Here is a 21,201-nt window from a genome sequence, read left to right as displayed (position 1 = left end):
TTCGGGTTTCGGCAATGAAAGAGAATTTTTCGGCGCGGGCGCAGGATTCCCTGGGCAGCGTCGTCGCCGGTATCGATGTCGGCGGAACCTTTACCGACCTGCTTCTGATCGACGGCCGAGACGGTGGCCGGGTGCATATCGCCAAGACCCCGACCACTATCGACAACCAGGCCTTCGGCGTCGTTTCGGCGCTTGGCGCCACCGGCTTTCCCATCGACGGCATCGACCTCATCGTGCATGGCACGACGACCACCACCAACGCGGTGCTGGAACGCCGGCTGGCCAAAACCGGCATGATCACCACGCGCGGCTTTCGCGATGTCATCGAGCTTGGCCGGCGGACACGGCCGCAAGCCTATGGCATGACGGGCAGCTTCGCCCCGATCATTCCACGCAATTTGCGGCTCGAAGTATCGGAGCGCGTCGAAGCCTCGGGCGCGGTGCGCATTCCACTCGACGAAGCCGAGATGCGCGCGGCGGTTTCGCAGTTGATCGCCGCCGGCTGTGAATCCCTCGTCATCCATTTCCTGCATTCCTACGCCAATCCGGGGCATGAGCGGCGCGCCGCCGAAATCGCTGCCGAGCTTTGGCCGAACGGCTACATCACGACGGGCCACGCGCTGCTGTCGGAAGCGCGCGAGTTCGAGCGCGGCGTCACCGCCTCGGTCAACGCCTCGGTGCAGCCGATCCTCGAACGCTATGTCGAGCGGCTGCGCAAGGAACTGGCGGCCAAGGGTTACGCCCGCGACTTCCTGATCATGAACGGCAATGGCGGCATGATCTCGGCGCGCTTCGTCACACGTGAGTCGGCCAAGACCGTCATGTCCGGTCCCGCCTCCGGCGTCATCGCCGCGGCCTATACGGGAAAACGCGCCGGCTTCGAAAACCTGGTCACCTACGACATGGGCGGCACCTCGACCGACGTGGCGCTGATCCGCAATGCCGAGCCGGCCGTGTCGAACGAAATCGAGATCGAATATGCGATGCCGATCCATGTACCGATGGTGGCGGTGCATACGGTCGGCGCCGGCGGTGGCTCGATCGCCCGCGTCGATGCGGCGGGCCTGATCCAGATCGGCCCGGAAAGCGCCGGCGCCATTCCCGGCCCGATCTGCTACGGGCGCGGCGGCGGCGAGCCGACCATCACCGATGCCAATCTGGTGCTCGGCCGGCTGGCGCCGAAAAAGCTGCTCGCAGTCGAAAATCCGGTCACCGTAGAACACGTCACCCGAATATTTGAGGACAGGATCGGCCGCCCCACTGGCCTGTCCGGCGTCGAGGCGGCGGGCGCCGTGCTGCGGCTGGGCAATATGAAGATGGCCGGCGCCATCCGCATGGTCTCGGTGTCGCGCGGCCACGACCCGCGCGATTTCGCGCTGTTCGCCTTCGGCGGCGCCGGGCCGCTGCATGCGACGGCACTGGCACGCGAACTCGGCCTGCCAAAAGTACTGGTGCCGGCGCGGCCCGGCATCACCAATGCGCTCGGCTGCGTCGTCGCCGATCTCAGGCACGATTTCGTCAACACGGTCAATCAGCCGGTGGCGGGTCTCGATGAAGCCCAGCTACACGCCGTATTGGAACGGCACCGAAACGAAGGCGAGGAGTTGATCGGCAAGGAAGCGGTGAAGCCGGAGACGATCCGCGTCACCCATTCCGCCGACATGCAGTTCGTCGGCCAAACCCACATCATCAACGTCCCGCTGCCGGCCTCTTCTGTTACACGTGAAATGCTGCAGCAGCTGTTCGAAAAGGCCTACTTTGCCCGCTTCAAGGTCGAGCTGCCGGAAATCCGCGCCAATCTGGTCAACCTCAACACCTCTGTGACCGGCGTGCGGCCGGCGATCGATCTGTCCCGGCTGATCGACCCGGCTGGCCGCGCCAAGACGCTCGATGAGGCACGGCGCGAGATCCGGCCAGTGTGGTACGCCGGTACGTGGCACGACACGCCGGTCTACATCAGGGAAAAACTGCCGCTCGATGCCATCATCGAAGGCCCGGCGATCCTCGAACAGATGGATGCCACCACGGTACTCGAGCCCGGCGATCGGGCGCGCTCGGACGCCGACGGCAACATCATCATCGACATCGGTGAGGCCTGAGATGGCAAAGCTCGACGCCATCACGCTCTCGGTCATCCAGGCGGCGCTGCAGCAGGTCTGCGACGAGATGGACCTGACCTTTTCACGTGCTGCCTTCTCGCCTGTCATTGCCGAGGCCAACGACCGCTCCGACGGCATCTATTCGGCTGTCGACGGATCGCTGATCGCACAAGGTAGCCAGGGCCTGCCGGTGTTCGTCGGCGTCATGCAGTATTCGACCAGGACGGTGATCGAGTTGATCGCCGACGGTCGCTGCCTGCCGCCGGAGCCCGGTGACATCTACGTCGTCAACGATCCCTATCTCGGCGGCACCCATCTGATGGACGTGCGCTTCGCCATGCCGGTCTACCGGGACGGAAAGATCTTCTGCTGGCTGTCGAACACCGGCCACTGGCCCGACATCGGCGGCTCGGTGCCGGGCGGTTTTTCCGCGTCGGCAACGGCAGTCGAGCAGGAAGGCTTGCGGCTACCGCCGGTCAAATTGTTCAAGAAGGGCGTGCTCGATCGCGAGATCTACGCCATCATTTGCTCGAACATCAGGGTTGCCGACCAGCGCATCGGCGATATCAGGGCGCAGGCGGCAGCACTGCTGATCGGGCAGGACCGGCTCGACGGAATCCTGGATCGTTACGGTGACGAAACGGTTGTCGAAGCGATCGCCGAGCTGCGCCGTCGCGCCGCCGAACAGATGCGCGCAAACATCGCGGCCATCCCCGATGACGTCTACCGCTCCAAGGCCTTCGTCGATTCCGACGGGGTGGTGAACGAGCCGCTGACAATCGCGCTTGCTGTGGAGAAACAGGGCGACACGCTGAGCTTCGATTTCTCAGGTTCGTCAAAGCCTTGCGCCGGGCCGATGAACAGCGTGCTGGCGACGACCTTGTCCTCGGTCTATCTCGCCATGCGCCATATTTTTCCCGACGTGCCGATCAGCGCCGGCGCCTTCGAGCCGCTTCACGTAAAGCGGCCGGAAGGGACCTTCCTCGACGCAAAATATCCGCGACCGGTGTCGGGCTGCGCGGCCGAGGTTTCACAGCGCATCGCCGAGGCGGTGTTCGCGGCCATGGTGCAGGCGCTGCCGGACAAGGTGACGGCGGCTCCGGCCGGCTCCAGCGGCAATTTCGCGCTCGGCGGCAACGATCCGGCCCGCGGCCGCGACTACGTCATGTACCAGATCTCCGGCGGCGGCTATGGCGGCAATGCCGATCACGACGGCCTGACCAATGGCTGCTCGACCATCGGCATCTCCAAGTCGCCGCCGGTCGAGATCATGGAGCAGGCCTTCCCGGTGCTCTACCGGCATTATGCCTTGCGCGAAGGCTCGGGCGGCGCCGGCAAGCATCGCGGCGGCTTTGGCCTCGCCTATGAGGTCGAGATCCTGCGCGGCGATGCCCGCGCCTCCTTCGTCATGGATCATGGCCGCTTCGGCCCGCAAGGCGCACTCGGCGGCAAGGACGGCGCAGTCAACACGGTGACCGTGTTCCGCGACGGCGAGGAACATGTGCCTGCGCATCTCTCCAAGGAGCAGGACATCGCGCTGAAGGCCGGCGACCGTGTGCGCGTCGGCACGCCGGGTGGCGGCGGCTATGGCGATCCCTTACAGCGCGACCCGGAACTGGTCGCTCAGGACGTCAGGCTAGGGTACTATACAGCCGAGCAAGCCAGGGACATGTTCGGTGAACGCACTTGATGCAAAAGACAAATTCAAATGCCGTGTCTGCGGCCTCGATCAATCCCCTGATATGCCGTGGGGCGAGAACGGCAGAGAGCCCAGTCACGACATATGTTCCTGCTGTGGGGTAGAGTTCGGCTACGAAGACGACGGCCTCGAAAACTGTCTGTCGGTTCGCCGAAACTGGATAGAAGTTCGGCGATGCAAATGGTTCTCACCGAAGGACCGGCCACTCGATTGGGATATGCCCGCCCAGATCAGAGGCATTCCGCTCGCCTATAAAGGCGCAGAGGACGAGCAACTGATCCAACGATATCTGCAAGCTGAAGAGCTGCCTCTGCAAGGCTTGGCGGCCCTGATCGCGGTGGAGAAGCCGAGCAGCTAGCACTCCTTAGCGCCGTGATCGCCGCAGGGCATGTCGTTTCCGTCTCCGCCGGGGTGCACAAAGATGCGTGCTGGCCAAACTGACTTCTGCATTTCGTCGTGCTTGCGTCGGCCTGGCGAATTGCCTGTGACACCCGCGGGCCCAGGGAACCGTTCTGATGGAGCGCAGCAGGGGACATTCGCACCTCGGAATCGAGGCGTCTCGGTCGATAGAAGGCGAGCAATGGGCCCAATAACTGCAGTCATTCACACAAAGCTTCCGTAGGAGCCCGCATTTATTGCGGTCCCCGATTGCAAAAGACGTCAGTTTGCCGTAGCTATTGAACACACACCTTGCAGTGGACCGCAGCTTGTATCGAAAGCTGTCAAACCCACCAGATGTAGCCCTCGGCGACGACAACAGATACGCAAGCGGTTTTTTTAGGCGCAGTTATCGATGAATCCGACAGCAGTTGCGCGATCTCTCGAACACTCGATCGCCAAGCCGATTGCGGCTGTGATCACTATATGCACCCGTCGAAAAATGGCGCAAGCGCCCCTCGCGGCGACGGCAGTTTCTTTGCCCGTGGGTTCACAAGAGGTAATTCAAACTGCCTGGAACGCGAAGCTGCGGGCACTGCCAATCGCGGCCTCCGCAGGCGCTCTCTACGCTGGTCGAGGGTTTGGACTCGCGACCCAAGCCGCAACGATGGCCGAGGCCAAGCTTTACGTCCTTTCTGCCGGGTTGGGCCTAGTGGATACGAACCGGCAGGTCCCACTCTATGGGCTCACTGTGTCCGGAGGGCAGGCTGAATCCGTCGCGGCCCGGGTATCAAATGAGTTCGATGCCGCCGCCTGGTTTTCCAGCCTGATGTCAGGTGCGTATTCGGATCAATGGATCGATGTGTTCGGCCAAGGTTCTGAGCGAGTGCTCATCGCGCTTACCCGTCCGTATGCCGAGATGGTAGGCAAGAGCTTGAGTGAACTCGGACCTCAAACATTGGCGCGGCTGCGAATCTTCGGCGCATCTCTTGCATCGGCCTTGCCAGCTACACTCCACCCATCGGTTGCTCCCTACGACAGTCGTTTGGACACTATCTTCCCGGGTACCCGGACCGACTTTTCTCAACGGGCCCTGCTCCACTTTGTTCGTTTGGTGGCGACCAAACGCGACGCATACGACCGAGATGCCGACTACGCAGCCGTAGAGGCTGCCATCGGAGGAGTGGCGGCACCCGACCGCCCACGCCGTCCACGCCGCAATGACTTGGAAATTGTCCAGCTAATTCTGGCGCGCCTTCAGACGGAATCAGGCATTGCGCGAATCCTCCGCGCACTTCGCGATGAAGAGGGTGTTGCATGCGAGCAAGCGCGGTTTAGCCGTCTTTACCGCCTCGCCATCGAGCAAAGGGAAGTCGCATGACGCGTCCGCGAAAGGCCAAGGAAGCAATGCTCGCTGTTCGTGCCGTCCGCACCGAACAGGCCGACAAAGCGGTCTATGCTTTCTTTGTTGCTGGTGCCGACCTCCTCAAGTTTGCTGAGATTAGCCGCGTTCACCGGGACGGCGAAGGGTCTTTGCAGGGATTTCAGCGCAAAGGCATTAAGAGCCACGTCCAGGCGATCACGGAGTTTCTTGATCAGGGGCCTGTGCTCTTCCCGAACGCGATTATTCTCGCGCTCTCGCCGCACGCGCGTTTTACCCAGGCTAGGGGCGAAAAGCCCAGCGGCGACGTAAGATCCTGCGAGGCGGGAACATTGCGCATCCCGCTTCCAAGCGACGGCCCAAAGGCGGCTTGGATTGTCGATGGCCAACAGCGTTCGATTGCCCTATCTCAGGCTCGGAACAAGAGCTTTCCTGTTCCCGTCGTCGCCTTTGTGTCGGAGGAGTTATCCGTCCATCGCGAACAGTTCATCTTGGTCAACAAGGCAAAACCGCTCGACCCGCGGCTGATCAACGAATTGCTTCCAGAGGTAGACACCGCTTTTCCGCGGGATTTATCGTCTCGGAAAATCCCGAGCGAACTCGTCAATCTCCTCCAAACTTCATCCGATTCTCCATTCCAAGGCCTTATCAAGCGGGTCTCTGAAGATTCCACGACCGCCGTTGTTACTGACTCGGCGTTGATCAAGGCCATCCGCAACAGCATCAATAGCGCTCTTGGCTCTCTCGCTCCGTATAAGGCGACAGCAGAGTGTCCCGCCGACGTCGATGCAATGTACCGCATACTTGTGGCCTACTGGACGGCCGTGCGTCACGTCTTTCCCGAGGCGTGGGGTCGCCCACCGACCGAAAGCCGGCTTATGCACTCAGCCGGCATCGAGGCGATGAGTCTTTTGATGGATCGCATGATGTCGCGTGCTGCTCCTGGTACGGACCTGCTGCTCCACGCGACCGAGTCGCTGTCGCGTGTCGCTCCATATTGTAGGTGGACCTACGGCAGGTGGGCCGAGTTGCAGCGCGATTGGAATGAGATTCAGAATGTCGGGCGCGACATCAAACTCTTGTCGGGGCATTTAGCCCGCCTGGATCACATGCACGCCTTCGCCAAGGTGGCGTGATGCGGTTCGTTTTCGCAGATAGCGTCGATACGATCGACCCCGAGTATGACTTCGTCGCGGATCGCAATGGCGCCGGCCGATCAGTTCATCGCGACGACCAGTACCCTCACGAATTCCTCGAGCATGCACCGTACGACGGAATCTTGGTTTCCCGCGGCATCGTGGGCGACGCGCGGCAGCCAGGCAAATATTCGGAAGCACAGTTGATGCGCTTTCGTCGCGAGGGCGCACGACGCTTTCTCCGCTATCCGCTCGATCGATTTCCGGGAAGCCTGATGATGGGCGACTGCGGCGCCTTCACCTACCGGAATCTCTCGGAGCCACCTTATAGCGCCGACGACACAGCAGAATTCTATGCCGATGGCGGCTTCACACACGGCTGTTCGCCCGATCACCTTATCTTTGACTTTGACGACCCGGGTTTGAAGCGAACCTTGGAGGACGTGCCAGAGGATGTGCGTCGTCGCTACGAAATCACTCTTCAGAATGCGACCGAGTTCTACAAATCCGCCGCAAGCGTAGGCTCGGGCTTCACTCCGATGGGCGTAATCCAGGGATGGTCGGCTGAGAGTATGGCGCAGGCCGCAGGCCGCCTAGCCAGCATGGGATACGACTATTTAGCCATCGGCGGCACTGTGCCGTTGAGGATCGACCAGATTCGCCGGGTCCTAGAAGCGCTGCGTGAGACTCTCCCTGATCGAGTTCGGCTGCATCTTCTCGGATTCGGGAAAATCGAAGAGCTTGCTGTACTGGAGCAATACCGCGTAACCAGTTTCGACACGACGTCACCGCTCTTGCGCGCCTTCAAGGATGCCCGGAAGAATTACTGGGTGCGGACGCCTGACGGCGATCTTTCTTACTACACCGCAATTCGTATTCCGCAGGCCACTCAGAACAACAAACTCAAGCATAAAGCGCTCGAAGGCAGCCTCAACCAGGAAGATGCAAGGCGCCTCGAGGACGCCGCGCTTCTCGGCGTGCGCGCCTATGCCGAGGGAGGCGCGACCCTGGACCAAAGCCTTGATGCCGTGATGGAGTATTGGGCCGCCTTGAACTGGCACGATGAGGCGTCACCAAGTCGTCGTGCCGATGCCGCAAACCGACAGCGCAAGGTCTACGCCCACACCCTTGGGGACCGTCCCTGGGAGCGATGTAGCTGCCGAGTTTGTCGGGAGAGCGGCGTGGAGGCTGTGATCTTCCGTACGTCAAATCGCAACAAGCGACGCGGCATCCATAACCTCCATGTCTTTCACACCCACCTCAGCGAATTTCGGCAGGAGAGCCTATGAGCAACAACCATATTCTTCGGTTTGACGCGCTCGCGCCGGTTCAAAGCCAAAAGCTGACGGTTTTTACGTTTATTGCAAATGCCACTGAAGTGGCGCGCATCGCTCGAATCGAGCGGGCGGGGCGCGATGACGGCGGGGCGCTCCAGGGTTTCCAGAGGCCACAAATCGCAGGCCATATTCGCGAAATCCGAGATTATCTTGAAAAGCCGAACTCGATTTTACCCAACGCCATCGTGGTGGCGTTCATGGGTCACGCTCGGCTAGAGCCAGCAGCAAACCCGGAAAGTCGACTCTGCCAACTAGTGATCGATACGTCCAACGGACCGCCGGGTTGGATCGTCGACGGGCAACAACGCTTTACGGCACTTTCGGAACTGCGAAGCCGTGACTTTGAGGTGCTCGTGTCGGGTTTTCTCTGCGAGACCGAGGAGGAACTGCAAAAGCAGTTCATCCTCGTGAATAACACGCGCCCGCTACCGAAGGCCTTGGTCTACGAACTGCTCCCCAAGGTAGGAGATCTGCCGCACCGCATGTCGAGCCGGTCGCAAGCGGCTCTTGCCACCGAGGCTCTTAACTATCGCAAGGGCTCGTCGCTGAGGGGACTAATCAAGCAGCAAACCAATCCAAAGGGGGTCATCCGGGACACAGTGCTGCAGCGCGTTATTATGAACTCGTTGAGTGACGGAGCGCTGCGGCTTTACGCCGGCGAAGACAAGCTCTTGCTTGATCATGGCGTCACAATGATGAGCGAGTTCTATCATGCAGTTCAACACGTCTTCACAGAAGACTGGGCCGGCAAGACGCCCAAAACCTCCCGGTTGGTTCATGGCACAGGCATTGTCGCTCTCGGATATGTCATGGACTTTCTCAACAGCGTTACAGGTGCCTCTACGCGTGACGAATTCGCCAGTGGCTTGCGACTGCTGAAGGGAAAGACCGCTTGGAGCGAGGGCGAGTGGGAGTTCGGAGCCGAGCGCCGACGTTGGAACGGGCTCCAGAACGTTCCAACCGATGTCCGCCAACTATCGTTTCACCTAGTCCAGGTTATCAAGCGGCGCCTGGCCGAATCCGCAAGGGCAGCCTGAAAGCAATGAGTTACGCAGTAAAAGAAATGTTCTATTCGCTGCAGGGCGAAGGTCGTCACACTGGGCGGCCGGCCGTTTTCTGCCGTTTTGCGGGTTGTAACCTATGGAGTGGCCGGGAGCGCGACCGAGCGAAAGCCGCCTGCAATTTTTGTGACACCGATTTTGTTGGCGTCAATGGCATTGGCGGTGGACGGTTCAACGATGCGTCTTCTTTGGCAATCGGAATTGAGAATATGTGGGGCGGTGGAGCGTCCAGACGATTCGTCGTTCTCACAGGCGGTGAACCGCTTCTGCAGGTGGGGGATGAGCTTGTGTCGGCACTCCATGATCGCGGGTTCGAAATTGCCTTAGAGACTAATGGCACGCTGGCGGCCCCCAACAAGATTGATTGGATTACCGTTAGCCCCAAGGGGGCGACAACCTTGGCGCAAACTTCGGGGAATGAGCTGAAACTGGTGTTTCCGCAAGCCGGTCTAGATCCCGAGGCCTTTGAGAAACTCGCGTTTGACCACTTCCTCCTGCAGCCACTCGACGGCCCCCAACTCGAGGCAAATACAGCGGCGGCGATAGCTTATTGTCTGCAACATCCACACTGGCGTCTGTCTCTGCAGACCCATAAATTCATGGGGATTCGATAATGTACGAACTCAGCAAGGAGTTTCGGTTCGATGCAGCGCACACACTTCACCGCACCATCGACGTCGAGCCGAGCCGTAGGATTCATGGCCATTCCTACCGCGCAGAAGTAGTAGTTCGCGGTCGCCCTGACCCAGAGAGCGGCATGGTCATCGATCTAGGGCTGCTCGATCAAGCCCTCGAAGAGGCTCGCGACGGTCTCGATCACCGTTTCCTAGATGAGATAAATGATCTTGGACCCGCCACGATGGAAAACCTTTCGTCGTGGATCTGGCGGAAAGTTGCGCCAATCTGTCCGAACTTATGGCGCGTAACCGTAAGACGCGATAGCGACACCGGGGCTTGTAGTTTCTATGGCACGGACGCTCAATGATGTCCGATTCTACCGCACTCGTACTCTTTTCGGGCGGTCAAGATTCCGCAACATGTCTGGCTTGGGCCCTAGATCGGTTCGAGCGCGTGGAGACTATTGGTTTTGATTATCGGCAGCGCCATCGCGCCGAGTTGGACGCTCGCGGCGCTTTCCGAGCTGGCTTGGAGCGTGATTTTCCGAAATGGGCCGCCAAGCTCGGGGAGGATCGGGTGCTGGATCTATCCGTGCTGGGCGAGATCAGCGAAACTGCTTTGACCCGTGAAGTTGAAATCGCAACGACCGAATCCGGGTTGCCGAACACGTTCGTGCCCGGGCGGAACATTATCTTCCTCACGTTTGCGGCTGCTGTCGCCTACCGTCGAGGTCTCAAGCATGTTGTGACCGGCGTTTGTGAAACAGACTTTTCTGGCTATCCGGACTGCCGTGATGACACAGTGAAAGCACTCCAGGTCGCACTCAACCTTGGCATGGAGCGCCGTTTCGTTCTTGAGACGCCGCTCATGTGGATAGACAAGGCACAGACATGGGCACTTGCCGAGCGACTGGGGGGAGCGGCTCTCGTTGATTTGATCCGGGAGCGCACTTTGACTTGCTATCAGGGGGACATCGAGACAACCCACGAATGGGGTCGCGGATGCGGAGTCTGCCCAGCTTGCGAACTTCGAGCGAACGGTTTCACACGCTGGAAGACGCCGTAAGAGTTCTCCCAGTTCCCATCGGCAACATGTTGTGCATCTTTCCCGGCGAAGGTAGCATTCCAGTTGCTTAGTGTTTAACGTCCCCAGCGTTCTTTGGATCAACTTGCTGATTCACTTGAACGCCCTTTTCGGAGCCAATTAAGCCTCTCGCGCTCGAGGCTCCCCCGCTTGTACCGGGACCCGGAGTGGGCCTAGGTGAGGTACGAGGGGCTTTTGTGTCGGATTCGAAGTTATCGCCTGGTATGTTTGTCAGCCTTCCGGGACGGCGGGGTACCGGCAGGCTGCTTGCCATCGAGGGAGAACAGTGCCGAGTCGCCCTGTTCCACTCCATTGACGAGATCGAAGAGTGCTGTTTCGACAGGTCCGATTTAGGCCGCGCCTATTTGGGACCGCAGACCCGTGTCTATGTGCAAACTCCCAAGGGCTGGGCAATCGGCAGGGTAGTCGACTACGATCCCTCCGGTATGCCGTGGGTGGAGTACACGGTTCGCTTTCCGAATAATCACCTTGGTGACTTCAAGGAAAATCGCCTTCAGGTACGGGTGTTCGAACCACACGCCGACCCTAGCGACGTGCTCGCCCGCGGTGGCGGCGAGAGTCAGTTTCTGCATGATCGACGTTGGGCCGCTTTGGAGAGTTCGGTGGCTTTGAGGGGGGCTAGCAAAGGTCTCACGGCCTTCTTATCCAGCAGAATTGAACTGGTCCCGCACCAATTTGCAGCCGTCCGTCGCGTGCTCACCGATTCCGTCCAGCGCTATCTGTTGGCCGACGAGGTCGGTATGGGAAAGACGATCGAAGCGGGGGTTATCGCTCGCCAATGCCTAATCGATGATCCCGATCGATGCATTCGCGTGCTCGCACCATCGCCCCTGGTCAGCCAGTGGCGAACTGAACTAGAGGATCGCTGTGGCCTCGGCGAGTTCCCCGGACGCGTCGAGTACCTTGCCTTCAGCCAACTCGATGAGGCCAGGCTGCCCGCAGACCTCTTGATCGTGGATGAAGCTCACAGCCTCTTGGCGGATGAAGCGCTGAATCGGGCGTTGCGCCGCCAAGCCCACGCCACGCCGCGGCTGCTCCTTCTGACAGCGACCCCTGTCCTTGGCGATCCAATGCGACTCCTCGACCTTCTTCACCTCCTCGATCCAGAGACCTACGGACCCGAGGACGTATCCAAGCTGGAGATGCGACTGCAGATCGGCCGCGATCTTGGGCGGCTGCTCATGAGCCTGTCCGATGACGCCCCGGTGCTGATGGTAAGGCGCGCGGCCATCGAAATCGGGAGCCGCATCCCTGAGGACGAACTTGTTGGAGGGCTGAAGGACTTGATTGTGGCGGGTGGGGAAGAGGCTACCGCGGCCACCGCGGATTTACGCCAGCATCTGGCTGACACGTATCGCGTGCACCAACGTCTAGTGCGCGCCCGACGCAGCGATGCGGTACTCTATTTTCGCCCGCGCGGACAACTGGTGGATGGCCGACGGGAACACGTCCTAGAAGAGGTAGACGAAGACCTTCGCTGGCCTGACATATTGGCAGCGATCGAAGACTGGCGGGAGGACGTCGGTGCCGAACTGGATCCCGACAACTGTGCCGCTGGGCGCGCTGAAGCGGCCAGACATCTCTTCAAGCAAGTGGAGGCTATCGGTTTCAATCTGGACGCGGCTGCTGCTGACGTAACGTTGCCAGCCGCCGTGGCGGCCATCGCGGGTCGGTATCCTGGGACCCGCAATGCGGCGGCGGTAGCTTCGGATAGTCTGGTGACCTTGCGCCGGCGCCTGCACAGCCAAGGCGAACGCCATCCCAAGATTGTCGCCTTCGCGTCGCGTCCGGAGACCGTGGCCGCGTTCGCTTTTGCTTTGGCTGAACGGGGCGAGAGTGCACTAACCTTCACGGAGGCCTCCACCAATTCCGACATAGACGCAGCCATCGCGCGCTTCCGCACGGACTCAAACATCTCGGTACTGATTTGCGATCGCGCCGGAGAGGAAGGTCTCAATCTCAACTTCGCCGACGCCCTGCTGCATTTGGATCTTCCCTTCTCGGTGATCCGAATGGAGCAGCGGATTGGCCGGTTGGATCGATTCGGCCGCACTAAACCAATGGTTCGGCAGAGAATCCTTCTTCCCAGCGATGACGATGCAAGCCCATGGGCGGCGTGGCAGGAACTATTGACCAAAGGGTTCGGGATCTACGAGCGGTCCACGAGCGACGTTCAATTTATCCTGGACGGACTTGAGACGGAAATTGCGCAAGCTTTCCTCGAAGGCGGCGCAACCGGCCTTCGCGAAATGATCGAGCCGGTTCGGAACAGGTTGCAGGAAGCGCGGCAGCTTGCAGATGAACAGTACGCCTTGGATGCGGTGGCGCTGGCGGATGACGCTGGGAAAGTGATTGAGGCCATCGAGGACGCGGAGGCCGATGAGAAGATGCTCGAACTCGCGGCGGAGGGGTGGCTGTTGAAGGGATTGCAATTGAAGCGGTTGCGTCTGGAGAATGAGGCGGATCCGTTCCGGTACGACTGGGTGAAAGAGACCCTTCTGCCTAGGGAACCGTGGGAGCGCGAGTTCGGGCTCGAGCGGGAGCGCCCGCTCACTTGGCGGCGGCGTGTCGCCTCCCGGCGAGGTGCGGCTCTTTTAAGGCCGGGGGCTCGCGTTATCGACGCCATGGAACGGGCTCTCAGGTGGGATGATCGCGGTTCAGCGTTTGCTACATGGCGCGTCGATCCCAGTCTGGAAGGCAGCGACATCGCCTGGAGTGGCTTCCGCCTTTGCTTTGTTGTCGAGGCCCAAATCAGCAAGGATCTTGAGGTATTCCGTTCTGCTGACGTGGACGGACTTTCCCGCCGAGCACAGTCGTTCCTCTCGCCATGGACGATGCAATTCCACCTCGATCCGAAAGGGCTGGCAGCCCCACCGCATTTGCTGGATATCCTCAAACGCCCCTATGTGCGGGAGCAGGCGTCAAACGGGACGCGCGACATCAACCTGTCGAGCCGCTCCGACATTTTTGCCCGTATCGTTGAGCCCTCTGTATTTGCCGCCACCTGTGTCGAGATTCGCGAATACGCCGACGCTATATTGCGGAAGCAGGCCGACTATCTGGCCCAAACCTCTGAGGCAGTGCGTCTTGCAGAGCAGGATTTTCGGCGCCGGGCCCGTCGCCAGGACAGCCAAGGGATCGCGGAAGCGAGGGCGGTTGTCGAGGCGGTTCGTGCTCCTAGGGTGCGCCTGGATTCGATCGGTTTCTTTGTGCTTTCAAGCCGAACTCCGTCACGGGCTGGGCTGGCATGACCCTAAGGGGAGCACGGGCTTTTGCCGCCCTAGGACGCCTGCTCAGCGGGGAAGCGCAAGAGCCGTGGGTGTCACCCGACAACCCATCCTTTGATCGTCTGCGGCGAGCCATGCTGCATCCTGCAGGCCGCTCCCCTCTCGACCTCGCGCTGCTCCTGCGGCAGGCGCTGAGCCACGAGACGGCCCAACGCGAAGGACCATCCGCGAGTTGCACCCTAGGAGAAGAATCTCCTCTGCTCGACTTTACGGACTGGAATGTCGTCGGTCTTCGCGCTCATCCTTTGCCGCGAGGTCTACAAATAAACCTCACGCCCTGGCGCCCCGCTTGGCTAGGATCTACGCCGACCGAGGGGGTTGATCGCTATGCGGCGGCCGAGCAGCCAAAGAATTTCGGTGAAGACGCTCGGACGGAGGGAGATCCGTTTCTTGCGGCTCTCGGCCACGATACCTACCAAAGCGTGGGGCAACGCGCAGCCGTCCGCGCGGCGCTCTCGACCCCTCCGGGTGCTACTTTGGCTGTGGGTTTGGCCACGGGCGAGGGTAAGAGCTTAATCTTTCAGCTGGCTGAGCGAATTGGCTTCACTGGGCAACAAGACCAGCGCGAGCCGGGGCTTGTCCTTGTCGTCACACCAACAGTGGCATTGGCCATTGATCAGGAGAATTCCGCAGTTGAAAGGGGCTTTGTCGCTCCTATTGCCTATCGCGGGGGCGAGGCTTTGAGCAATGCGATCCTAGTCGCCCGCATAGATGAGGATAGTCAAGGCCTTTGCGTCGCCTCGCCGGAAGCGGTCTGCGGTCCCTTGCGGCGATCGCTGCATCGTGCTGCCGAGCGTGGCAGGCTTCGCGCCATCGTCATCGATGAAGCCCACCTGGTAGATGGATGGGGCACTGGCTTCCGAACAGAATTTCAAACTCTTGGTGGAATTCGTCAGGAGCTCGTCGACGCCTCTCCGCCGAAAAATAGGGCTAGGACGATTCTGCTATCGGCCACCCTGACACCGGCAACGATCGCAATGCTGAAAACGTTGTTCGCTGGCGCGAGCCCATTTGCGGAGGTCGCAGCGATCCGACTGCGGTCGGAGCCTGATTACTGGGTGGCTCAGTCAACGACCGATCTTGATCGGCAGTCCCGCGTCCTCGAAGCCCTGCACCATGTTCCTCGCCCAGCGATTCTGTACGCCACACGTGTGGTCGATGCAAAGGCATGGTTCACGCTGCTGCATGCGGCAGGCTTCCGTAGCCTTAGGATGGTGCATGGCGAGACCCCAAACCGAGAGCGCGAGAAGATTCTGGGCGATTGGCGTGAAGGGAAAGTTGACTTGGTGGTAGCGACCTCCGCCTTTGGGCTTGGGATCGACTACCGCCATGTTCGGTCTGTGTTGCACGCCTGCGTGCCAGAGACGCTGGACCGCTTTTATCAAGAAGTGGGTCGGGGTGGGCGTGATGGACGAACATGTTTGTCCCTCGTCATGCCCGCCTACGGGGACGGTGCGATCGCCGAACACATCAACCAGAAACTCGTAATCGGATTGCCCCGCGGGCGGCAGCGCTGGCGATCCATGTTTGAGCAAAGCCGCACGGCAGATGGGGTGGATGAATACGTCGTCCCCTTGGACGTCGCCCCGAGTAACGAGCCTGATGACATCGATATGCGCGGCGAGCGAAACAGTGACTGGAACGCCCGCGTACTCACCCTAATGGCGCGTTCGAACCTCATCCAATTGATGGGCTCTGACGAACCTCCAGAAGGAAAGAAGGGTTCCTATGAACGGATCCGTATTCTTGAGTTTGATCATTTGCGTGAAGACGCCTGGGTGGATCGCGTCGAACCCGTCCGTCGCGATCTCGCCGCTGCCAGCCAGACCAGCCTTTCACTAATGCATCAGTTTCTGACTGACGCTGCATGTCCCGCAACCTTGTTTCGACGTCTCTACGAGGCAGGTCCAGAAGCGCATTCCTGTAGCCGCTGCCGGCTTTGCCGGGTAGACAAGAGCTGGCAGGCGCCCGAACGTCCTCGGCTGGAACCAGCATCCCCATGGCCTTCAAGAGGCCTCGGTTCTGGCCGGCTAGCCAGCCTGCTCGACCAAGCTAATAGGCTGCTTGTCTTCTATGATTCTCAGGCAATAAACCTTAGGTTTCGTAGACGCTTTGGTGAAATTCTGGAGAGCTTGGTCGCAGAGGGGGTACATAACCTAGTGATCGTCGGAAAAATCCCCCTTCTGGCCAAAGAAGCGCAGGATGTTTGCCGCGACCGGCCGGTGTTTGTAGCGCACGTCGAGCGCATAACTCAGCGCCGACTTCCGACGGGTCCTGAGCTTGTGCTGCTTGCCGAGGGAGCGCAGTTGGAAGCGCTCGATCTCGCGCCATGCCGGGTCGGGGCGGAGCGGATCGTCGTAGCACCTCTCACGCTTACAGATCCGAGCCGATCTGGCGTACCGCTTCAAGCCACTAACGCGGGTCGGTCGCTTGCTTATGACGTTTTCCATGCGAGGCTAAGAGCGTGAGTATCATCGGTAGCATGGAAGCGACGCCGAGCAGGGTCCGCCTCTTGGTGTCCGTACTGAGCGAGCGAACCTCAGGTGAAACGCCAGAACGATTGCTGGCCTTTTGTTCACCCAAGCCACTCTGGCGCAACGTTGCTGAACCAACGGTCATCTTTCGACAGACGCTGAAGGCTGCAAAGGACTTGCGCCTGATTGAAGAAGACGGAGACAAGCTGCGCCTAACCTCCTCTCTGTCGTCTCGTCGCGAGTTTACAGAAGCCACATTCCTGGCGTCCTTAGAGGCCGTTCTGCTTTCAGTTTCGGCTCCTGACGACGACGGCGAGGCGGCGTTCGCGAGAGCTATAGCTTGGTTCCTGATGCAATCAGTAAAGCTTCCTCTGCAATTCGGCGTCACTAAGAAGGATGACATCCAGAAACAGTTAGGTGACGAGGGGGATGTCTATGACCTAACGAATAAGGATCGTTGGAATGCGTTTACCTATTGGTGCCGCTACCTCGGGTTTGGAGAGGCCCTGGCGGCGCGCTCCATGGTCCCAGATCCCACCGTAGCGCTGCGCCGGTTGCTCCCAAGAGTCTTCTCCAAGGGGCAGGAGGCGCCGATCGGAACCTTCCTGCAATCTTTGGCTAGCGTGTCGCCGGTCTTCGAGGAAGGCAGGGTCCGCAGCGAAGTCGAAGGCCGCTGTCGTCCCGCGTTCGCCCGCCAACCCCAACGGCTGTCGCAATCCACGAGTTTCGCGCTCATAAGGCTTGAGCAACTGGGTCTGATCCACCTAGACGCTCGTGCTGACGCGCAGGCCATGGTGATGGATTTCGGCGCAGATGCACCGCGTCGGCTCAGTCGGGTGATTTATAAGGGCGAGCGCGCGTGAAGAATTATCTCTGTTGGAGCCCGACGGGTGTCACCGCGGTCGTTAACACCGAGGCCGAAGCAGTGTCGCCCGCGACATTCCGCGCTGTACACAGCGATTGTACATTGCAGGTTTCGCCCCCCATGGGAACAGCGTTCCAGGACCTCGCCCCAAGCCATTTTACCGGGATGTCTCAAGAGGATCTGCTGCGCGAATTCCTTCGACCGGAGGTCAACTATTCGAGACTTGCCGTATATGGCCGTAGTGGATCGGGAAAGTCCCACCTGATCCACTGGTTGAAACTGAACATTCCGAAGTCAGAAGACCGCCTCGTCTTGGTGATCCCAAAGGCCGGTACCAGCCTGCGTTCGATAATTGAGATGATCATCGAGCAACTCGTCCCCGAAAGGCAGACCAGCTTTCGGGAGGTGCTGGAAAGAACTGGTGATGCGACCGCGACACGTGCGGGCCAAAAGGAAAGACTTTTAAACGAGATCGCGTACGCAATTGGTGAAAAGGTACCCTTGCCCGCTTCGCCCGACCTCGATCTAGAACGGGAGCTTATCAAGGTACTTCCGTATCTCTTTCAGGATGTTTATTTTCGCCAGAAGCATTTCTTGCAGGATGGGAATATCATTTCTGAGTTGGTCGATCACGTCTTCGCCGCGCCGACCGCATACCGTCCCGTCGACGAACGGCGTCGGTTCACCGCTGACGATCTTCCGGTCGATCCACGAGACTTTGGTCAGGCGGCCAAACTCGCTCAGCAAGCCCTTCACTACCTCTACGGAGTGCCAGAAGCCCTGCAGATGGCTGTGGCTATCATCAATGACTGCCTCAATTCGGCAATCATGCGGACTCTCAGTTTCTCTGGCGACCGCCTGATAGGACTGATGGCCGATCTGCGCCGGCAACTCTTCGTCGAGGGCCGCGAACTAGTTCTCCTGATCGAGGATTTTGCAAGGCTCCAAGGTCTCGATCGTGCGCTGCTACAGGCGATGATCGAACAGGGGGATTCCGAAAACAGACTTTGCCGGCTTCGGTGGGCGATTGCGGTAACGACGGGCTTTTTCGAACAAGTTGTCGAGACCGTGTATACGCGAATGAGCTTCTTGGTCGATATGGACAAATCCGTTGGCCGGCAGACGTCCGGCCGGATGGATCGTTCCTCTCTTGCGGCGTTCGCGGGCCCGTATCTCAACGCCGTTCGCCTTGGTTTAGGGCGCCTAGAGGAATGGGACTCGTTTGGATCGGCGAGCCCGCTTCCAAACGCCTGCGAGGAGTGCTCATTTATGTCGTCCTGCCATGATGCCTTCGGCGCCACGACGATCGGCCATGGCCTCTATCCCTTCACATCCACAGCGCTGTGGAACATGACTGAGCGAGCTGATGAGCGGATGCAGGAGGCTTTCAATCCGCGCGCCCTGCAAACCAATGTGCTGGTTAAAGTGCTCGACAATCACGGGCCATCCCTTGCAAGCGGCCACTTCCCACCCAGTGCGCTGTTGGACGAACTGGGGGGGTTTCGAGGTCTTTCGGCGACGACGCGAGATACGCTCCGAAGGCGAATGCCCGGTGAAGAAGGGCGTCTTGGCGCTTTGTTGGAGCTTTGGGACGGATCAGGAGCGATTCTGAATCTTCCGCCAGGTATTCGGGACGCCTTCAGCGCTCCTGAAATCCCTGATGCGGCAGAGAGAGAAGAGCAGAGGGAAACTGCGGAGGAGCCGGGACCTCAGAAGGACCAACCGGCTCCCGACATGCGTACACGAGACGAGCGTGAGATCGAAGCGTGGGCAACCGGGGACACGCTGAAGAACGCTGCTGATAAGTTGCGACCGCTCTTGTTCGACGCAATCGCCGACTCTATCGATTGGGATGGGCTTGGACTAGAGCGCAGCACCTTCTGTGGCGCCGACAGCCCTCGCCCATTCCGACGGCGGTCGGTCGTTTTCACGCGCCAAAGTACAGCCGCGATAAACTCCCTGGTCTCGGTCGAAATTCCGGGCGCGAATGCAAGCGCGGCCGAATTCGACCGCACAGCACTTGCACTGCAAGGCCTGCTGCGAGCCCAGAGAGACGGCACTTGGGATTTTCAAGGCGGATCGCAGGCACTCGCGGCCTTCCTTCAATGTCTGTCCACATGGCGCGATGATGTCGTTGGCCAAGTCCGTAATTTGACTGCTGCTACGGCCGATTGGTCCCATGCGATGGCCGCAGCAGAATTGCTTGCAGTCGCTGCGGCATTGAACGGCAAAATCAAGGCGGACGCCGAGCTGACGTCGGACGTCGCTGCACTCTTCACGGCCGAGTGGCCGGAGGAAATTCAGGCCGTGAGTGATGATTTGCGACGAGTCTACGGCACCCTTTACACCGGCCGCACCGGGCTCATTGAGGTTCTGCGGGCCTTTTGTTCCGGGAGCAAGGGTGGCGAAGTAGGCACTCTTGTGGATCCCGCTGTTCCTATCGCAGCGCTCAAGCGGGTGCGGGCTGAGGGATGGCGCCTCACGCTCAAGCCGCCCTCGGACATAAACTTCGACCTCCTTCGCAAGGCGGCAGATCTCTACCGGAAGACTGCAGCGGCGTTGGAACCGGCGGCGAACGTCGAGCAAGCCGACCGATTGTCCTGGCTCAGCGAGGTGGAGGCCGCCTTTGGGCCGGAAACAAAGAAACTAACGATTGTGACGACTCTCGCAGATGTTAGGACGAGCTTAGTTGGAACGGGTTTGGCCGGTCGATCGGCAGGCAAGTTGGAGGAGGCCCTCGGGCGGTTCGACAGCGTTCAGTTTGATGATGCTGTGTCAGCTTCGCGCATGCTGCGGGACGCTCCGGACGCAGTTGGAATGATTTGCGCGTTTGCCCGCGGGCGGCGTGGTGCGGTCATTGCCGCGAGAGAACTGATCGCAGCCACGCAGGCGTTTTTGGATCAATCCGAAACCATCCTACGGGAGCAGGCGGACCAACAGTCGGCCCAAGAGCAGGCCGTGGCGACGGACATTCAGAGGATCGAAACGTCCCTAGACGCGATCAGCAACCAACTGCGCATGTTCGAGGTCGAGCATGCTACTTGATCGCGCTCTTGCCCTGAAAGCTGCGTTGGCCGAGCACCAAGATTTGAAAGCGGCGAGCAATCAAGCGCAGGTTTTCGCGACCCGCGCTGCGCAGTTGTCGGCCCCTGCGACGGCGCTTTCGAATGCATGTGCATCCCGGGCGGGCCTCAAAGCCCAGAACGTCGTTGTCCATGCCCACCTTCCTCTACCAGGCCTCCGACGTCGCGCAGAGGAACTCCTGGCGACCTTCCGCGCAGATCGGGCGGCTTTGGGCAATGCGGACGAGAGTATCCGGTTTGAATTCCTGCCGGCTGTGAAGAAGGTGGCCGAGGAGATCGACCGCCTAGCGCTCTCTGCTTGGACGGAGACAGTCGATGAACAAGCAGATCTTCCAAGCGAAGACGTCCTTCGCGCACTTGAAGCCATCCCCAACTATCACGGCCACGTCCAGCGTATTCGAACCGTGGCCGAGCGTGTGAACATCCTGCGCAGTCGCGTCCCGGATCCAGAACAGGTGGCCGGCAAACTCGCGGAGTTGACGGCCGCACGCTCAGCAAAAGACGCTGAACTCGGAACCATGACGGGCGACGGTCTGCCTGCGAAAGTGCTTCGCTTTCTGCGCGCCGCCGGACAACAAGGGGCGGCCCTCTCCGACTTCACAGAGGAGGTGGCAACCTGGCTTGAGGACCGCAAGCTGAGCGATGCCTTCCGCATCGTATCCAGAAGGACCACCTGAGC

General features: G+C 60.1%; 15 protein-coding genes. All 15 read left to right on the top strand.

Annotation, left to right across the window (positions count from 1 at the left end; genetic code table 11):
• Positions 1-14 precede the first annotated feature (14 nt).
• The 15 genes from NKH73_RS02140 (at position 15) to NKH73_RS02070 (ending at position 21,199) form a co-directional block, all read left to right on the top strand.
• The gene (locus NKH73_RS02140) at positions 15-2,099 is read left to right on the top strand and encodes a hydantoinase/oxoprolinase family protein (protein WP_352927365.1); all 2,085 of its coding nucleotides are present in this window, start codon (positions 15-17) and stop codon (positions 2,097-2,099) included.
• Between the two features lies 1 nt (position 2,100).
• On the top strand, positions 2,101-3,789 hold the full coding sequence (locus NKH73_RS02135; protein WP_352927363.1) for a hydantoinase B/oxoprolinase family protein: 1,689 nt from the start codon (positions 2,101-2,103) through the stop codon (positions 3,787-3,789).
• On the top strand, positions 3,776-4,156 hold the full coding sequence (locus NKH73_RS02130) for a hypothetical protein (protein ID WP_352927360.1): 381 nt from the start codon (positions 3,776-3,778) through the stop codon (positions 4,154-4,156). The genes NKH73_RS02135 and NKH73_RS02130 overlap by 14 nt, the downstream gene beginning before the upstream one ends.
• Before the next feature lie 435 nt (positions 4,157-4,591).
• Positions 4,592-5,557: a hypothetical protein gene (locus tag NKH73_RS02125; protein ID WP_352927357.1), complete on the top strand. Its 966-nt coding sequence runs from the start codon at positions 4,592-4,594 to the stop codon at positions 5,555-5,557.
• Positions 5,554-6,693 (top strand): DGQHR domain-containing protein DpdB, encoded by a 1,140-nt coding sequence (dbpB, locus tag NKH73_RS02120; protein WP_352927354.1) that lies wholly within the window; start codon positions 5,554-5,556, stop codon positions 6,691-6,693. The genes NKH73_RS02125 and dbpB (NKH73_RS02120) overlap by 4 nt, the downstream gene beginning before the upstream one ends.
• A complete protein-coding gene (gene dpdA / locus NKH73_RS02115) occupies positions 6,693-7,982 on the top strand; it encodes a tRNA-guanine transglycosylase DpdA (RefSeq protein WP_352927351.1) in 1,290 nt (429 codons plus the stop codon). The genes dbpB (NKH73_RS02120) and dpdA overlap by 1 nt, the downstream gene beginning before the upstream one ends.
• Entirely contained in the window at positions 7,979-9,067 is a 1,089-nt protein-coding gene (dbpB, locus tag NKH73_RS02110) for a DGQHR domain-containing protein DpdB (RefSeq protein WP_352927349.1), read from the top strand. Before dpdA ends, dbpB (NKH73_RS02110) begins: the two co-directional genes overlap by 4 nt.
• A 5-nt stretch (positions 9,068-9,072) precedes the next feature.
• Positions 9,073-9,705, top strand: coding sequence for a 7-carboxy-7-deazaguanine synthase (queE, locus tag NKH73_RS02105; RefSeq protein WP_352927346.1), 633 nt, complete (start codon positions 9,073-9,075; stop codon positions 9,703-9,705).
• Positions 9,705-10,076: a 6-pyruvoyl trahydropterin synthase family protein gene (locus NKH73_RS02100; RefSeq protein ID WP_136616166.1), complete on the top strand. Its 372-nt coding sequence runs from the start codon at positions 9,705-9,707 to the stop codon at positions 10,074-10,076. Before queE ends, NKH73_RS02100 begins: the two co-directional genes overlap by 1 nt.
• Entirely contained in the window at positions 10,073-10,774 is a 702-nt protein-coding gene (gene queC, locus NKH73_RS02095; protein ID WP_292254688.1) for a 7-cyano-7-deazaguanine synthase QueC, read from the top strand. The genes NKH73_RS02100 and queC overlap by 4 nt, the downstream gene beginning before the upstream one ends.
• Before the next feature lie 242 nt (positions 10,775-11,016).
• Positions 11,017-14,064 carry a protein DpdE gene (dpdE, locus tag NKH73_RS02090; protein ID WP_352927340.1) on the top strand — a complete coding sequence of 1,016 codons (3,048 nt, stop codon included), beginning with the start codon at positions 11,017-11,019 and terminating at the stop codon, positions 14,062-14,064.
• Entirely contained in the window at positions 14,061-16,568 is a 2,508-nt protein-coding gene (gene dpdF, locus NKH73_RS02085) for a protein DpdF (protein WP_352927337.1), read from the top strand. The genes dpdE and dpdF overlap by 4 nt, the downstream gene beginning before the upstream one ends.
• A complete protein-coding gene (gene dpdG, locus NKH73_RS02080) occupies positions 16,565-17,437 on the top strand; it encodes a protein DpdG (RefSeq protein ID WP_352927335.1) in 873 nt (290 codons plus the stop codon). Before dpdF ends, dpdG begins: the two co-directional genes overlap by 4 nt.
• Positions 17,434-20,484, top strand: a complete 3,051-nt coding sequence (gene dpdH / locus NKH73_RS02075) for a protein DpdH (RefSeq protein ID WP_352927332.1) — start codon at positions 17,434-17,436, stop codon at positions 20,482-20,484. Before dpdG ends, dpdH begins: the two co-directional genes overlap by 4 nt.
• Entirely contained in the window at positions 20,474-21,199 is a 726-nt protein-coding gene (locus NKH73_RS02070; protein ID WP_352927329.1) for a hypothetical protein, read from the top strand. The genes dpdH and NKH73_RS02070 overlap by 11 nt, the downstream gene beginning before the upstream one ends.
• The last annotated feature ends 2 nt before the right edge of the window (positions 21,200-21,201 follow it).

This window comes from Mesorhizobium sp. M0938 (assembly GCF_040319125.1).
GTDB classification, from domain to species: domain Bacteria; phylum Pseudomonadota; class Alphaproteobacteria; order Rhizobiales; family Rhizobiaceae; genus Mesorhizobium; species Mesorhizobium robiniae.
The sequence above is the reverse complement of the archived record's forward strand: the minus strand, read 5'-3'. Positions and strand labels throughout refer to the sequence as shown.

Bases quoted from the DNA above. Each gene is read 5' to 3' on its own strand.
- NKH73_RS02140 (WP_352927365.1), top strand. From the start codon at position 15: ATGAAAGAGAATTTTTCGGCGCGGGCGCAGGATTCCCTGGGCAGCGTC.
- NKH73_RS02135 (WP_352927363.1), top strand. From the start codon at position 2,101: ATGGCAAAGCTCGACGCCATCACGCTCTCGGTCATCCAGGCGGCGCTG.
- NKH73_RS02125 (WP_352927357.1), top strand. From the start codon at position 4,592: ATGAATCCGACAGCAGTTGCGCGATCTCTCGAACACTCGATCGCCAAG.
- dbpB (WP_352927354.1), top strand. From the start codon at position 5,554: ATGACGCGTCCGCGAAAGGCCAAGGAAGCAATGCTCGCTGTTCGTGCC.
- dpdA (WP_352927351.1), top strand. From the start codon at position 6,693: ATGCGGTTCGTTTTCGCAGATAGCGTCGATACGATCGACCCCGAGTAT.
- dbpB (WP_352927349.1), top strand. From the start codon at position 7,979: ATGAGCAACAACCATATTCTTCGGTTTGACGCGCTCGCGCCGGTTCAA.
- queE (WP_352927346.1), top strand. From the start codon at position 9,073: ATGAGTTACGCAGTAAAAGAAATGTTCTATTCGCTGCAGGGCGAAGGT.
- NKH73_RS02100 (WP_136616166.1), top strand. From the start codon at position 9,705: ATGTACGAACTCAGCAAGGAGTTTCGGTTCGATGCAGCGCACACACTT.
- queC (WP_292254688.1), top strand. From the start codon at position 10,073: ATGATGTCCGATTCTACCGCACTCGTACTCTTTTCGGGCGGTCAAGAT.
- dpdE (WP_352927340.1), top strand. From the start codon at position 11,017: ATGTTTGTCAGCCTTCCGGGACGGCGGGGTACCGGCAGGCTGCTTGCC.
- dpdF (WP_352927337.1), top strand. From the start codon at position 14,061: ATGACCCTAAGGGGAGCACGGGCTTTTGCCGCCCTAGGACGCCTGCTC.
- NKH73_RS02070 (WP_352927329.1), top strand. From the start codon at position 20,474: ATGCTACTTGATCGCGCTCTTGCCCTGAAAGCTGCGTTGGCCGAGCAC.